Origin of the sequence: Streptomyces sp. NPDC056738 (assembly GCF_042790435.1) — a bacterium.
Taxonomy (GTDB): Bacteria; Actinomycetota; Actinomycetes; order Streptomycetales; family Streptomycetaceae; genus Streptomyces.
On sequence record NZ_JBHTZF010000002.1, the window covers coordinates 198,600 to 211,970 of the forward strand.

A 13,371-nucleotide genomic window follows, 5' to 3' on the forward strand; every position below is an offset into this window, starting at 1 on the left:
CGCGAGGCCGTCAGGACGCCGCGGCGCCGGCAGAGCCGGTCGCCGAACCGGCCGTGCCCGCCTGGCCAGTTGTATCCGCTGTGCTCGCTGAACCCTTCGCCCCCGCCGTGCCCAGGAACTCGTCCCAGCCGCCGAGCGGCGACTGACCCGGGCCGAGCGTGCGCAACTTCCGCAGAACCGCGGGGTCCTGGGCCTCCAGCCAGGTGACGAGCTGACGGAAGGAGACCATGCGGACGTCGTCGTGGGCCGCCATCCGGGAGAGAGCCTCCTCGACGGCGTCCATGTAGATGCCGCCGTTCCAGCGCTCGAAGTGGTTGCCTATGAAGAGCGGGGCCCTGTTGCCCTCGTAGGCGCGGCGGAAGCCGGCGAGGTAGCTGTCGCGGGCCTGGACGCGCCAGGCGTCGTACCGGGTACGGTCGCCGAGCGGATTCGCACCGGACTGATTGGCCATCAGGTTGTAGTCCATCGACAGGACCTGGAAGGAATGGCCGGGGAACGGGATGGACTGGAGCGGGAAGTCCCAGATCTTGCCGCCCTGCACCTTGGCGGGCCACATCTGGAGTCCGCCGGGCGAACTGGCGTCGTACTTCCAGCCCAGAGCGGCGGCGGTCGGCAGCAGATTCGCCTGACCTTCCAGACAGGGGGTGCGGCCGCCGGTCAGCTCCTTCTCGTAGTCGAACGGGAGCGGTTCCAGGTCGGTGAAGCCGGTGTTGGTCCGCCACTCGGTGACGAACTTCTTGGCCTGCGCTATCTCGCTGCGCCACTCGGCCGGCGACCAGCGGCGGACCCCGTCCGCACCGCAGAAGTGACCGTTGAAGTGGGTACCGATCTCGTGCCCCTCCAGCCAGGCCGCGCGTATCTGCTGGAGGGTCGCGTGGATGTGCCGGTCGGAGAGATATCCGATGGCGGAGGCGCCCACGGGGTGCTGCGGCGGGTGGTAGAGGTGCTTCTTCGACTCCGGCAGCGTGTAGATGCCGCTGAGGAAGAACGTCATCGACGCCCCGTGGTCGGCCGCGACCTTGCGGAACCGGGAGAACAGCTTGTTGCTCAGCTCGCCCGCGCCGTCCCAGGAGAAGACGACGAACTGAGGGGGCCGTTCACCGGGCTTCAGCCGCTTCGCCTTCGGCTGCCCCGGCTGGGCGCCGGTGTCGGCCGTCGACCCGTCGCCGATCAACCGGACCGGCCGCAGCCGCGCCGGGGCGTCGCCCCCGCCTCCCACGGACCAGTCCTTCGCCGAGCAGGCCGACAGGGCGCCCAGCGCGCCCGCCGACGCCGTCGCGGCCAGCAGTCGCCTGCGTGAGACACCGCTCATCTCATCCCCCGATGTTCTTGGCACCGGCCCGGGTCCGGGGCCGGCGCCTTCGTCAGAACGACGCGCCTTTCACGGGGTGCGTCAAACGGTGGGATGCGTGAAATTCCGGAAAGGGTCGCGGGAAGCGGGACACGTTGCCGTTCTGTGACAAATCCCGCTGCCCGAGGGGCGGTTGGCGGGCCAAGGGGCGCCCCTGTCCGGTGCGGCGACGGCCGGGCGCACGGTCAGGGGGCGCTCCCCGGGCGGACGACCGTCAGGGAGACCGACGACGCGTTGCCCGACACGGGCACCTTGCCCTGGGTCCACGCCACGGTGAGCGAGTCCCGTTCGTCCGGCGGCGTGACGATCAGGGAGGCGGGAGTCGCCGTGTCCGCCCCGCTGATCTCCGGGTTGGAGAAGGTCAGTCCGGACCAGGCGCTGTGGCCGGGCGTGAGCGCGACGGTCGTGGGCGTGCCGGAGGACCGCCGCGGATCGGGTCCGAGCTGCTTGCCGGACGCGTCGACGAAGGCCGCGCCGGGGTAACCGCGCACGGTGCAGACGCGCTTGGACGTGTTCGTCAGGACGATCGGGAAGTTCTCCTGGCCCGCTCCGGGGTCGTTGCGGCCGACGGAGGCGCGCAGTTCCGAGGTGTGGCAGCGCCCGCCGCCCGCGGCGCTCCCGGCGGAGGCCGAAGCGGACCCGCTCCCCGTCCCGGACCCGGTCTTCGGCGACGGGGCGCTCGACGCCGGGCCTGCCGACTTGGTGGAACCCGCCGTCGGGTCCGTGCTCGCATCGGTGCTCGTGCCGCCGCCGGAGGCCGGTCCGGCCGTGCCGGGCAGCGTCTTCGGCGAACTCTGCGGGGTGCCGCTGCCGCAGGCGGTCAGCACACTCAGCAGGGCGACACCCGCGAGCAGCGCGGCCCGCCGGGCCCCGGGTGCCGCGCGGTGCGCGGACCCCGTGCCGGTCCGGTCCGTGTCCGCCGCCGTGTCCGGGAAGGTCGACATGTCACCACTCCTTGCGAATCTCCGTACGAGCTCGTCGCACATGCGCGAGGCGCGTCGCGCCCCGTCATTCCTCTTGGATGCGCCCGGGGGCCGAAAAGTTCGCGGGATCGTGGACGGGTTCGGGCGGGACCGCCCGCCCAGGATCACGCTTCGAGGCGTACGGAGCCGATGACACCGTCGGCCGTGTCGTCGGCGCCGCTCTCCTGGCGGATCTGGACGTACACCTGAGGCCGGGTGCCGGTCCCCGTCGCGGTCAGCGCGGCCTCGGTGTGGCGGCCGTCCGGGCCGGGACAGCCGTCCCAGGTCCGTATCAGCCCGTGCCAGCGTCCGCCGGCATAGGCGTGGCTTCCGGCGTAGTGGCATCCCGGGTGCGTGACGGCCCGGACCGCGCCGGTCACGTCGCCGTGTCCCGCGAGTCCGACGAAGACCCCGTCGACCCGGGCGCGGAGGTCCGGCCAGCGTGTCAGGCGGTTCGCGACGACCAGGCCGGGTTCCGTACCGTCCTGGAGTCCCAGCGACCGCGGATTCCACCCGGAGTCGCGCACCTGCCCGCCCCACGAGGCCGGTACCTCCACCGCGATCCGTCCCGTGCCGTCCTCGACCGTGAGGGTCCTCGCGCCGGGTCCGTCCGTCAGCAGGACGGCGGTGACGCCGAGGGCGCAGGCCACGGCGACGCCGGCCGACGCGAGGATCGCGGTGCGCCGGGGCCGCCCGGACCGCTGGTTCCGCCGGGGCGGCCGTTTCTGCCGGGACGCGGGGACGGTTTCGTCCGTGGCCTCCCCGGCCAGCCGTTCGAGCTCCGCCGCGAAGGCCTCGGCGCTCGGCCAGCGCCGCTCCCGGTCGGGTTCCATGGCGCGCAGCAGCGCCCGTCCGACGCCCGGACCGACGTCCGTACGGAGCCGGTCGGGGCGTTCGGACCTGCCCGGCGGGCCCGGAACCGAACCGGTGACGAGGTGGTGGCCGAGGGCGCCCAGGCTGTACACGTCGGCCCGCGCGTCGATCCCGTATCCCGCCTGGGCCTGTTCGGGCGGGGCGTAGCCGGCCGAGCCCGCCGCGATGGTGAGTCCGGAGGCCTGGGCCAGACTCTTGGCGAGGCCGAGGTCGGCCAGCAGCACCCGGTCGGGCCCGCCGGGTGTCGCGCGCAGCAGCACGTTGGACGGCTTGATGTCGCGGTGCACGATCCCTGCCGTGTGCAGGGCGGCGGCGGCCCGCGCCGCCAGCGCCGTCAGACGCAGTGCCTCGGCGACGGGCAGCGGTCCGGCCTCGATCCGGTCGGCGAGGGTGCCGCCGTCGGCGTACTCCATGACGAAGTAGGGTCGTCCGTCGGGGAGTTCACCGATGTCGTAGACCTGGACGACCCGGCTGGAGTCGGCCTTGCGCAGCAACCGGGCCTCGGAGAGGAAGCGTTCGCGGATGTCGAGGCGGTCGACCCAGTTCTCGGTGAGCACCTTGACCGCGACGGCGGCGTCGAGGACGTCGTCGTGGGCGAGCCAGACCACGCCGAAACCGCCGGCTCCCAGGCGCCGTTCGAGGCGGTAACGGCCGATCCGCTCCAGCGAGTGCATACGACTATCATGCCTGGCCTTCGGCCGGCATCGAGGGGAGCGTCAGGTGGGCGACGCGGCGGAGACCGAGGAACTCGCGCGGCGGGCGGCGGCCGGGGACCGGGCGGCACTCGACGTCCTGCTGCGGCAGGTCCGGCCCGAGGTCGTCCGCCGGTGCGGACGCTTTCTCCCCTGCCGTGAGGACGCCGAGGAGGCGGCCCAGGACGTCCTCCTCCAAGTCGCGCGCGGGATAACGGCGTTCGAGGGCCGCAGCCGGTTCAGCACCTGGCTGTACATGGTGGTCGCCAACTGCGCCCGGCAGAAGTACCGCGAGCTGAGGCGGCGGGCCGCCGAGCGGCCCGAGGTCATCGACGCCGCGCGGTACGTCGATCCGCGGACGACGAGCGTCATCGCGGGTTCCCGGATCGACCTGCTGGAGGCCCTTGAGCGGCTGGAGCGTGAACACCCGCATCTGGTCGAGCCGTTGGTCTACCGGGACATCTGCCGGCTCGAGTACGCGGAGGCCGCCGAGCGCGTCGGTGTTCCGCTCGGCACCCTCAAGTCCCGTCTGCACGAGGCCCGTAAGAGGGTCAGGCCGTGGTTGTCGGACGCGTCCTGACCGCTTCCCGCCGGGTCCGGGGACCCGGCGGGAACGGTTCGGGTGCTTGCGGTGCGGCCGGCGCGGTCGGCGTCGGGTGGCCGGGCAGCGCCGGCGTGCCCGGTCACCGCCGGCGTGCCCGGTCACCGCCGGCGTGCCCGGTCACCGCCGGTGTGCCCGGTCAGCGCTGGGTGTAGATGAAGCCGATCTTGTCGACCTCGTCCCCCGCGCGGCCGTGGAAGCCGGCGATCTGCCGCCCGCTCGGCGCGGTGCGGGTCACGCAGTCCGACGTCGTCGTACCTCCGGACAGCGTTCTCCCGAGGTTCGTGGTGAACTTCGCGTAGAAGATGCGGGTATGACTGTCCTTCACGCCTTGGCAGAGCTGCGCGGAGGTGACGTACTCGCCGCTGCCGAGCGTCAGCGAGGAGGCGGTGCCACCCGTGCCGCCGTGCGTGAACGTGGTGCCGTCGCTCAGGGTCAGCCCCAGCCGGTCGACCCGTGAGCCGCTGCCGATGGACACCACGGACGCGCGGGCCCCGGCCGGCACCCGGACGATGTCGTTGAAGTAGGTGCCGTGCGGCCCGCCGAACTGGTCGCTGAGCTGGAAGGCACTGCTGCGGGACCAGGTGAACGACGCGGTGATCGGGTCGTGGTCGGAGAGCATCAGGCCGTCGGAGGTCAGGAAGCGAGTGTGCTCGTTGTGGTAGCTCGTCGCGTCGAGCGTGACCGACTTGCTGCCGCGGTAGAGGATCTTGTCGACGACCTCGCAGGTGTCGGGCACGGTGGTGCCGCTCTGGTCGCAGACGAGGGCGTCGCTTCCCTTGGCCGGCGCGGATCCGCCGCGGACGAGTTGGACCCAGGCGTCCGACAGTCCGTTGGCGGCGGCGAACTCCGCGATGGTGTCGCCGGAGCGGGTGTACCGGGTGTTCGTGTCGCCCATGACGACGACGGCGTTGCCCGCGGAACGGCTGCTGATGAGCGCGGTGAGCTGGGCGAGGTTGTCGGCTCGGGAGGCGAGGTCGCCGGTACTGGTGCCCGCGTTCGTGTGCACGTTGTAGAAGTCGACGTACACGCCGTCGGCGAGGCGTTCGCGCATGAACGTGAAGCCCTTGGGGGTGAGGCAGTCACCGGAGTCGAGCTGGCAGGAGTTCCAGCCGACCCGCTCGAAGTCGTCGGTGTCGTACGAGATCTTCGAGAGGGTGTTGAGGCCGCTGCCGATGCCGGCGCCGCCACTGGTCGGGGTGCGGTAGGCGTGCGCCGTGTCCGCCGCGTACAGGGCCGCGTGATAGTTGAAGTCCTCCTCGACATGGACGATGTCGTAGGGGGCGATGAGTCCGCCGATCGCCGTGGTCGCGCTCTGGCGGGGTGTCGGCGCGCTGGAGATGCCTTCGGGCAGCCCGGCGACGTTGTAGCTGAGCACGCTGAAAGTGCCGGAGTCGGCGGCCGTCGCGGGGGACGCGGCCGCGGTGAGCCCGCCGAGCGCGGCGGCTGCCGCCGCCGCACCGGCGAGAAGTCTGCGGAGAGGGGACATCGGGGGTGACATCGCGGGTGTCTCCAGGGGACGAAGGGACGTCAAGAACCGACCGAGAAGGGGGCGTCGGCCTTGTCGGTGGCGGTGGAGATCGGATCGATGCGCAGCACAGAGTTTGCGTGCCGGAGGTGACGGTCCGGGTGGTCCGTCCGGTCTCCTCGGTGAAGGAGCGGCGATGGCGAGGATGTCCCTCCGCTGACCGACACCCCTGTTCGGCCCACAATTTGCCTACCGTTCGAGATACCGAATGGCGTACGACGGGCTGTTCGGGGATTACCGTAGGGGCCCACCGGTGATGTGAACAGGGCCTGGAGGGACGGAAGTTGAGCGTGTTCACGCTTCTTCGCGGCCCCTGGGCGGAGGGTTGCGGCGCGGCCGTTGTCGGAGCCGCTGTCTAGGCTGGTCCGTGTGAAGGAACAGACCAGCAGACCCCTCGCCGTGTTCGACCTGGACGGCACGCTCGCGGACACCGCGCACCGGCAGCGGTTCCTGGAGCGCTCGCCGCGGGACTGGGACGCGTTCTTCGCGGCGGCGCCCGAGGACCCGCCGCTCGCGGAGGGCGTCGCGCTCGCGCTGAGCAGCGCGCGGGAGTGCGAGGTGGTCTATCTGACCGGCCGCCCCGAGCGATGCCGGCGGGCGACGGTGGAATGGCTGGCCGAGCACGGCCTCCCCGAGGGGCGCATCTGGATGCGGCGCAACGACGACCGCAGGCCCGCCCGCCGCACCAAGCTGGAGATCCTTCGCCGGCTGGCCCGCGACCGGGAGATCCGCGTCCTCGTCGACGACGACGAATTCGTGTGCGAGGAGGCGGAGCGGGCCGGCTTCACGGTCGTACGGGCACGGTGGGCGGCCGCGTCGGCGGCACTGAAGGACGCGCAGGAGCGGGAGGGGCGGACCTGAGGGATCCCTGGTCGACGGGGGCATGAGGGAGTCCGACGGGCGGGGCCTGCGGAATCCCCGGCGGGCGGGGCCCGCGGAATCCCCGGCGGGCGGGGAACTGAGGGCTCCCCCGCGGGCGGGGACGCCTGAGGGGTTTCCCGGCAAGCGGGGAACTGAGGGCTCCCCCGGGTTTCCCGGCAGGCGGGCGTGCCTGAGGGGTTCTCCGACAGGCGGAGCAGCTCTGAGGAGACCCCCCGCGGGCGGAGTAGGCCTGAGGAGGGGTATCCCTTGAGCGGGGTGGACCCGTGCGGCGCGGGTCGGGTCAGTCGGCGTCCTCCAGCCGGAAACCGAGCTTCAGACCGACCTGGTAGTGCTCGATCCGCCCGTTCTCGATCTGCCCCCTGACCTGGGTGACCTCGAACCAGTCGAGGTTGCGCAGGGTCTGCGAGGCCCGGGTGACCCCGTTGCGAATGGCCTGGTCGACGCCTTCGTGCGAGGTCCCGACGATCTCGGTGACCCGGTAGGTGTGCTCGGACATGCGGCTGCTCCTCTCCGCCGTGGCGCGAGTGCCAGGCGTGATTCCACGGTGCCCCACCGGGTGGCGCTCCGCGAGACGGCGGGGGTGCGGCGGGTGACGTGGGGTGGTCGGAGACGGGTCCGGATGGGTTCTGAGCCCAGCGGACGCGTCCGGGTGAGGCCGGTGTGTTTGAGTGAGGCGCGGCGACGGCCGGGCCGCACCGCCCGTGCCGCACTGCGCAGCGGCTGTGCCGCGCTCTTCGGAAGGAACCGGACATCGTGCACGTACTGATCCTTGGTGGTACGACCGAGGCCCGTCGCCTTGCCGAGAACCTGACGACGGGGACGCGGCCGGACCTCAGGGTGACGAGCTCGCTGGCCGGACGGGTGGGCGCGCCCCGGATGCCGCCCGGCGAGGTGCGGGTGGGCGGCTTCGGCGGTGCGGAAGGCCTGGCGCGCTGGCTGGGTGAGCACGCGGTGGACGCGGTGGTGGACGCCACGCACCCCTTCGCCGGAACGATGAGCTCCAACGCGGCGTGGGCCGCGGCCGCCACGGGCGTTCCCCTGCTCGCGCTGAGGCGCCCCGGCTGGGTCGCGGTCGAGGGGGACGACTGGCACGAGGCCGGTTCATTGGAAGAGGCCGCCGGACTCCTGCCCTCGCTGGGCCGCAGGGTGTTCCTGACGACGGGCCGACTGGGCCTGGCGGCCTTCGCGTCGCTGGAGGACCTGTGGTTCCTCGTACGTTCCGTGGACGCCCCGCAGGCCTCGGCCCCGCCCCGCATGGAGGTGCTGCTGGACCGAGGCCCGTTCACGCTCCAGGGAGAACGGGATCTGCTCCGGCGTCACGCCATCGACGTGCTGGTGACGAAGGACAGCGGAGGCGAGGCCACCGCCCCGAAACTGGCAGCGGCCCGGGAGGCGGGCCTGCCGGTGGTCGTGATCCGCAGACCCCCGGTGCCGTCCGGGGTCCCGATCGTGGCAACCCCGGAGGCAGCCGCCGCCTGGCTCGACGACGGGATCCACTTGGGCGCGTTCCCGGACATCGGCTGAGGCCGAAGCGCCTGCGACCGGCTGACCCGCCAACGCCGGGGATCGCTAAGATCACCGTCCTGAACCCGAGTTCGGACCGCGGAGTGGGAGCTCGCTGGCTGTTGGAGTAGTCGAAGCATTGAGATATTTGCTGCATCCTCGGGCCTGTCCTCGCGCACTACGAGACAGCACCGCCCTGCGGCGCGATCGGCGTGCGCCCTTTGGCTGCAACTTCATCGAAACCAGCACCGACTTCTACCACTCGGCCCCCACCCGCGCCCGCATCGAACAGCAGGTCGTTGGCTGACGGGATCCGGCGGAGCGGTCACCGAAGCCGACACCTACAGCTACCCGATCTGGGCGATGTCCTCACCCGGATCCCGAAGCCGAAGGTCCTGGTTCAGGGCTGAGACGACCTCCTGTGTCACCGGATTGAGTTCATACACGTGCCGGATCGCCCCCACGGGCGGTTCCACTTCGGAGTGCGCCTCGGCAAAACTTCAGATAGGCCTCGGCCTGGCGTCCTGCAAGGAGCCCCGAACAACCACAGAGCGCCATCGGCGTCATCCTCGGCATCATCCGGGATCGACGTCGCCGCACCTCTACGCGGAGTCCGCGTGCTCTCGCCACAGACAGACGGTGACCCGAGGAACAGCGTTGTGGCCCTGGAATGCGGCGCTTGTGAAAGCGGACGCAAAGCCTCGGGAAGCGATTCGAACATACCGGGCCACGGCGCCGGCGGCGACAGACGATATGCAGCGATCGGCGACTTGCTGGTGCGCGCCTAGGCCCTGTCGCTTTGGAGCGCCCGAGACCTTGTCAGAGGGCCGATTACTCTGTCGTGATGGCCAAGAGGATTGCGTCGGAGCTGGTGGTAGACCTGCGGGGGAGGCTGATTGAGACGCTCGAAGACTTTTGGGACGCTGTGACTGAGCCGTGTGGACTGCCGGATTGGTTCGGCAGGAACACGGAAGCCTGGCGGGACAGCATCCAGACGCGGGGCATCTCCGAGGTCATCGACAGCTACGACGTCCTGGTCGTGCACGTGGACAAGCGAGGAGTCTTCGCCGCCCGGAATCATGAGGCTCGAGCGCTGCGAAGTGCTTTTTCGGGAACGCAGTCGCGACTGGTGGTGCACGAGCTGCTCTGATCACGGCGTTGAGCGGGACGAGATCAGGATGGACGCCAGGTGCAGAGCCGCCTCGTAGGCGAGGGCCAGTTTCTCTGTGCGCATTGCCAGACCACGCCATTGCTTCAAGCGGTTGATGCACCGGTCGGTGATCGTGCTGTTTGCAGCATCTTGCGCGACGTTCGAATTCCATCACCCCAGCATTAGGATCACCGGCTCCGTCTCGCCGTCGATCGCGATCGGCTCACCGTGGCCGCACGGCAGGGGCCGGCACGCGCCTTTCCGCTCCACCCACTGCGTGAGAGCCCGCCGGGAGGTGCTGGAACGCCTGTTCCGTCGCGGACCTGATCGGGCAGGCTCGTTGAGTGCCTGGGAGTCACCAGGTCGCACAGCGGGACGGGCTCGACAGTGCTGATGATGGGTCATCACTCCCGTACAGGACTGGGCCAGTTCGCCTCTCGTGCTGCACACTGTCCTGTATGTGATCGAGACACAACGGTCGGGGGACGAGATGCTGGACGTAGTGCTGAGACTGCTCACAGACAGCGTCACCGACCAGGCGGGCAATGCCCCCTCCACCGCCGACGACCTGTTCCTCCTGCGTCGAGGACTGGCTGCCGAGCCTGAACTGCGTGGCCGGGTGCGTCCGGTACCCAGAGCTCCCGAGGAGGGGCAGATGGGGTCCGGCGTCGAATTGCTGGCCATCGCCATCGGCAGCAGCGGCGCCGTCAGCGCCCTCGTGCGCTCGCTCCCGGCGCTGCTCAAGGCGCGGCGGGCGGCGGCTACAGCGGAACTCACGCTGCCCGATGGTCGCAGTGTGAAGGTCACCGCTGACTCCGCCGACGACGCCCGGACTCTTCTCGACGCCGCACTGCGCGACCACCGTCAGCCGTGACCCTCCGACTTCCGGACCCCCGGGGTTCCCGCGCGGTCCTCATCGGCACCTCCCGCTACGACAGTGACCTGCCGGACCTCCTCGCCGTACGCAACAACCTGGAGGTCCTGCAGGAACTGCTGACGTCCGACGCCTTCGGCGGCTTCCCGAGCCGACGCTGCACGGTCGTGCAGGACGCCCCGGATCCGCGCTCGGTCTGCGCCACGATCCGCGAGGCCGCCATGACAGCCACCGACACCCTGCTCGTCTACTTCTCCGGCCATGGCGTCCTTAACGACAACCTGATCCTGCACCTCGCGCTGACCGGCACGGATGAGAGCGATCTGCGCTGGACGGCCATCCCGTTCGACGCAATCCGGGAGATCCTCGAGGAATCACCCTGCCCCAACAAGATCCTGATCCTCGACTGCTGCAACAGCGGCCGCGTCCTGGACACGCTCATGGGCCGGACCGAGCCGACCGACGCCCTGACCATCCGAGGCACCTACATCCTCACGTCCTCCGCGAACGCACCCTCCTATGCCCCCGTTGGCGAGCGCTACACCGCCTTCACCGGAGAGTTCATCCGCCTCCTCCGTGACGGCTTGCCAGGCAGCCCCGAGCTGTTGACGCTCAGTACCCTCTACGACCCACTGACCAAGTCTCTGCGCAGTCGCGGCTACCCGGAACCACGCCAGCAGAGCTCCGACGGGCACGCGCGGCTGGGGGTGGTACGCAACAGGGCGAGGATCCTGCCGGTCGGGGCGGTGACGGGAGAGGGTCCGGCGGAGGAGGCGTCCGGCGATCGCCCCCCGAGCGGCGAGATCCGCTTCAAACCCAGCCGCACCTTCCACCACATCCGCAATTGGGGCATCGCGCTACCGGTCTCTCTCGGCCTGTTGGTAGGCATAAGCGAACTGCCGTCGCTCGAAGGCGATTCGTTTGACCTGGCCAAGCCGAGCCATGTGGCTGCAGCCCTTATGTGCGTGGCCTTTGTGACCCTGCTCCAATTCCTCGGAAGGCGGAACCCGGCTGGCTATTCACTGGTGCTGAGCCCGGACGGCATCGAACTGCAGTACGGGGACTCCAAGCACTTCTCCTACCCGTGGCATGGGATCAGCCGATGCTGGATACGGCAAAGACCCCAGAGATGGTTACGTGGCCGTCGATACGACCTCATGGTCCGCCCCATGCCTGCAGTCCTTCCGCAGATGGCGGGCAGGAGCACCCCCGGGCCCCACCAGGAAGATGCGGAGGGCACTCTCCGATTTGCGGACCTGCGCAGGATCAGGAAGACGCCGGAAGCCGTCGAGAGCGCCCTTGCCACGTATGCCGGTGCAGCGTGGACCCCCAACCCAGACTTCGCCGTACGGCGGGCTGCCACCACGGAGCCTGTCTTCACTGCCGACCGCCGCTTCCTCGCTGTCGTGGCAGTGCTCGGCACAGCCATGGGGTACATCACCATTCCGCTCCGTGAGGTCATGCGGCCTGCGGAGTTCTTTTCGGCGCTGACGCCTCTGGTCCTGTGCGCGCTGTCCTTCGGCACGGCCTGGTTCGCCATTTCGCGTTTCGTGCGACCGGTACGGCTGACGGTCGGCGCGGCCGGGCTGACCCTGACCCGGGGCACACTGGAGATCGCGTACGCCTGGTCGGAGATCGAGCGGATAGCCGTGGTGGCCTGGCCCCGTGGCGTTGTGACCTGGCCCCGTGGCGTTCGCCACCTGGGGCTGCTTGTGATCCGGCCCATTGGGCGCATCGAGGAGAGGGTCGACCGTACGAATAGGTGGCTGCCGAAACTGGTGCCGGGTGCCCTGACTCTGTGTCTGCTGCCGGAGGTAACGCATGATCGGCGGCTCCTGGAGACCGCGCTCGCGCGGTTCGCCGACAAGGATCAGCTCGCCCTGCCCGGCCAGGCTTGGCTGCGGACGTCTGCCAGGGTCCCGGCGCCTCCCAGGACCGGGTCCACGTTCGTCGGCCGTCAACCGTTGCAGGTGTCCGCCCTCATGGGGCTGGTGCTCTGGACCCCCGTCATGATCACTACAGCACTGGCCGACCTCCCACAGATTTCCGACGAGGTCGCCGCCCTCAACAACTTATGGTTTCCCCTCTTTTTCTTCGGCTTCCTTGCCTACTTCCTCACCGGCACACACCACATACACCTTCACATAGGCCCATCCGGGCTGAACTTCAAAGCGTTCGGCATTCTCCAACTGCACATTCGGTGGCGGGACGTGGAACGCATCGGAATCGTGGCCCGCTCCGATCCCAAGGAGCACGCCCTCGTGCTGTATCCACGCCACAGGGCCGCCCTGCCAAAGGCGTGGTGGCTCCCCTTCCGCCTTCGACACGGCGGGCTGCGCATCCTCACCCTGGAGCACTACCGAATCGATGACTCACCGGAGGACCTTGACCAGGCCATAGTCCGCTACGCCGGCCGCCGCCACACCCGTATGACACAGCTTCGTCAGACGGCTCCGAAGAAGAAGTGACCCCCCTGCGCCGCCTCTGCTCAACGGTGGTGCCGTACTACGCCGCCTGTTCTGCGAGCTCCGGCGACTTGGCTGCTACTCGGGCAACAACCTTCCGGGCCCGTGACACGATTAGCGACATGGGTGCCTTAAGGAACCCTGAGTGCCTCCGCAAGAGCGCCGCAGCGGTGTCCGAGTTCAAAGACGCCTTGAAGGCATTCAAGGAGTGTGAGATCTCGCTGTTGTTGCGTGGCCGAGCCTGCGGTCCCGCATGCAGATTGCGACGGGTCCTGGGCCTTACTTGAGGCGTTTGACCTGCTAATCCTGCAGATTGGATGAGGCCACGTAAATGCAGTGAGAATGCTTGAGAATACCTGAGAGAGACAGAAGGCGATCATGATGGCGGCTTCTCAGCCGAGGGCGGTGCACCTCTGAACGGTCATACGTTGAAGCAGGCCTGCTTCTGGCCTCCGCGGCGACTGCCTGCGTCGCAGAGGTGCACCCGGAC

Annotated in this window: 11 protein-coding genes and 1 pseudogene; 6 read left to right on the top strand and 6 right to left on the bottom strand. The window is 69.7% G+C overall.

Translation table 11 applies throughout. From position 1 onward, the window contains the following. Window positions 1-10 precede the first annotated feature (10 nt). The 3 genes from ACFRIC_RS04565 to ACFRIC_RS04575 all read right to left on the bottom strand — a co-directional run bounded on the left by ACFRIC_RS04565 (window position 11) and on the right by ACFRIC_RS04575 (window position 3,860). Window positions 11-1,312 carry a hypothetical protein gene (locus ACFRIC_RS04565; RefSeq protein WP_382779275.1) on the bottom strand — a complete coding sequence of 434 codons (1,302 nt, stop codon included), beginning with the start codon at window positions 1,310-1,312 and terminating at the stop codon, window positions 11-13. A gap of 224 nt (window positions 1,313-1,536) precedes the next feature. Continuing rightward, the gene (locus ACFRIC_RS04570; protein WP_382779277.1) at window positions 1,537-2,295 is read right to left on the bottom strand and encodes a DUF4232 domain-containing protein; all 759 of its coding nucleotides are present in this window, start codon (window positions 2,293-2,295) and stop codon (window positions 1,537-1,539) included. 143 nt (window positions 2,296-2,438) lie between these two features. Next, a complete protein-coding gene (locus ACFRIC_RS04575; RefSeq protein WP_382779280.1) occupies window positions 2,439-3,860 on the bottom strand; it encodes a serine/threonine-protein kinase in 1,422 nt (473 codons plus the stop codon). Window positions 3,861-3,906: 46 nt separating this feature from the next. Here ACFRIC_RS04575 and ACFRIC_RS04580 point away from each other — a divergent pair, with 46 nt between their 5' ends. Beyond that, complete coding sequence (locus ACFRIC_RS04580) at window positions 3,907-4,458, top strand: RNA polymerase sigma factor (RefSeq protein ID WP_382779283.1); 552 nt, start codon at window positions 3,907-3,909, stop codon at window positions 4,456-4,458. 160 nt (window positions 4,459-4,618) lie between these two features. On the opposite strand, the gene ACFRIC_RS04585 is transcribed toward ACFRIC_RS04580, so the two are convergent. Then, complete coding sequence (locus ACFRIC_RS04585; RefSeq protein WP_382779285.1) at window positions 4,619-5,980, bottom strand: jacalin-like lectin; 1,362 nt, start codon at window positions 5,978-5,980, stop codon at window positions 4,619-4,621. Between the two features lie 396 nt (window positions 5,981-6,376). Between ACFRIC_RS04585 and ACFRIC_RS04590 the strand changes: the two genes are divergently transcribed. Further along, the gene (locus ACFRIC_RS04590) at window positions 6,377-6,868 is read left to right on the top strand and encodes a hypothetical protein (protein WP_382779287.1); all 492 of its coding nucleotides are present in this window, start codon (window positions 6,377-6,379) and stop codon (window positions 6,866-6,868) included. A gap of 301 nt (window positions 6,869-7,169) precedes the next feature. On the opposite strand, the gene ACFRIC_RS04595 is transcribed toward ACFRIC_RS04590, so the two are convergent. Next, the gene (locus tag ACFRIC_RS04595) at window positions 7,170-7,385 is read right to left on the bottom strand and encodes a dodecin (RefSeq protein WP_103547697.1); all 216 of its coding nucleotides are present in this window, start codon (window positions 7,383-7,385) and stop codon (window positions 7,170-7,172) included. Window positions 7,386-7,642: 257 nt separating this feature from the next. Between ACFRIC_RS04595 and ACFRIC_RS04600 the strand changes: the two genes are divergently transcribed. Then, window positions 7,643-8,413 carry a cobalt-precorrin-6A reductase gene (locus ACFRIC_RS04600; RefSeq protein WP_382779291.1) on the top strand — a complete coding sequence of 257 codons (771 nt, stop codon included), beginning with the start codon at window positions 7,643-7,645 and terminating at the stop codon, window positions 8,411-8,413. A gap of 823 nt (window positions 8,414-9,236) precedes the next feature. Next, window positions 9,237-9,542: a barstar family protein gene (locus ACFRIC_RS04605; RefSeq protein WP_382779294.1), complete on the top strand. Its 306-nt coding sequence runs from the start codon at window positions 9,237-9,239 to the stop codon at window positions 9,540-9,542. On the opposite strand, the pseudogene ACFRIC_RS04610 reads toward ACFRIC_RS04605, so the two are convergent. Then, window positions 9,543-9,668 (bottom strand): annotated as a pseudogene (locus ACFRIC_RS04610) (IS5/IS1182 family transposase); the annotation flags it as partial. Between the two features lie 334 nt (window positions 9,669-10,002). On the opposite strand from ACFRIC_RS04610, the gene ACFRIC_RS04615 reads away from it, so the two are divergent. Together ACFRIC_RS04615 and ACFRIC_RS04620 are read left to right on the top strand one after the other, a co-directional pair. Then, window positions 10,003-10,416, top strand: a complete 414-nt coding sequence (locus tag ACFRIC_RS04615; RefSeq protein WP_382779297.1) for a hypothetical protein — start codon at window positions 10,003-10,005, stop codon at window positions 10,414-10,416. After that, the gene (locus ACFRIC_RS04620; protein WP_382779300.1) at window positions 10,413-12,884 is read left to right on the top strand and encodes a caspase domain-containing protein; all 2,472 of its coding nucleotides are present in this window, start codon (window positions 10,413-10,415) and stop codon (window positions 12,882-12,884) included. The genes ACFRIC_RS04615 and ACFRIC_RS04620 overlap by 4 nt, the downstream gene beginning before the upstream one ends. Window positions 12,885-13,371 lie beyond the last annotated feature (487 nt).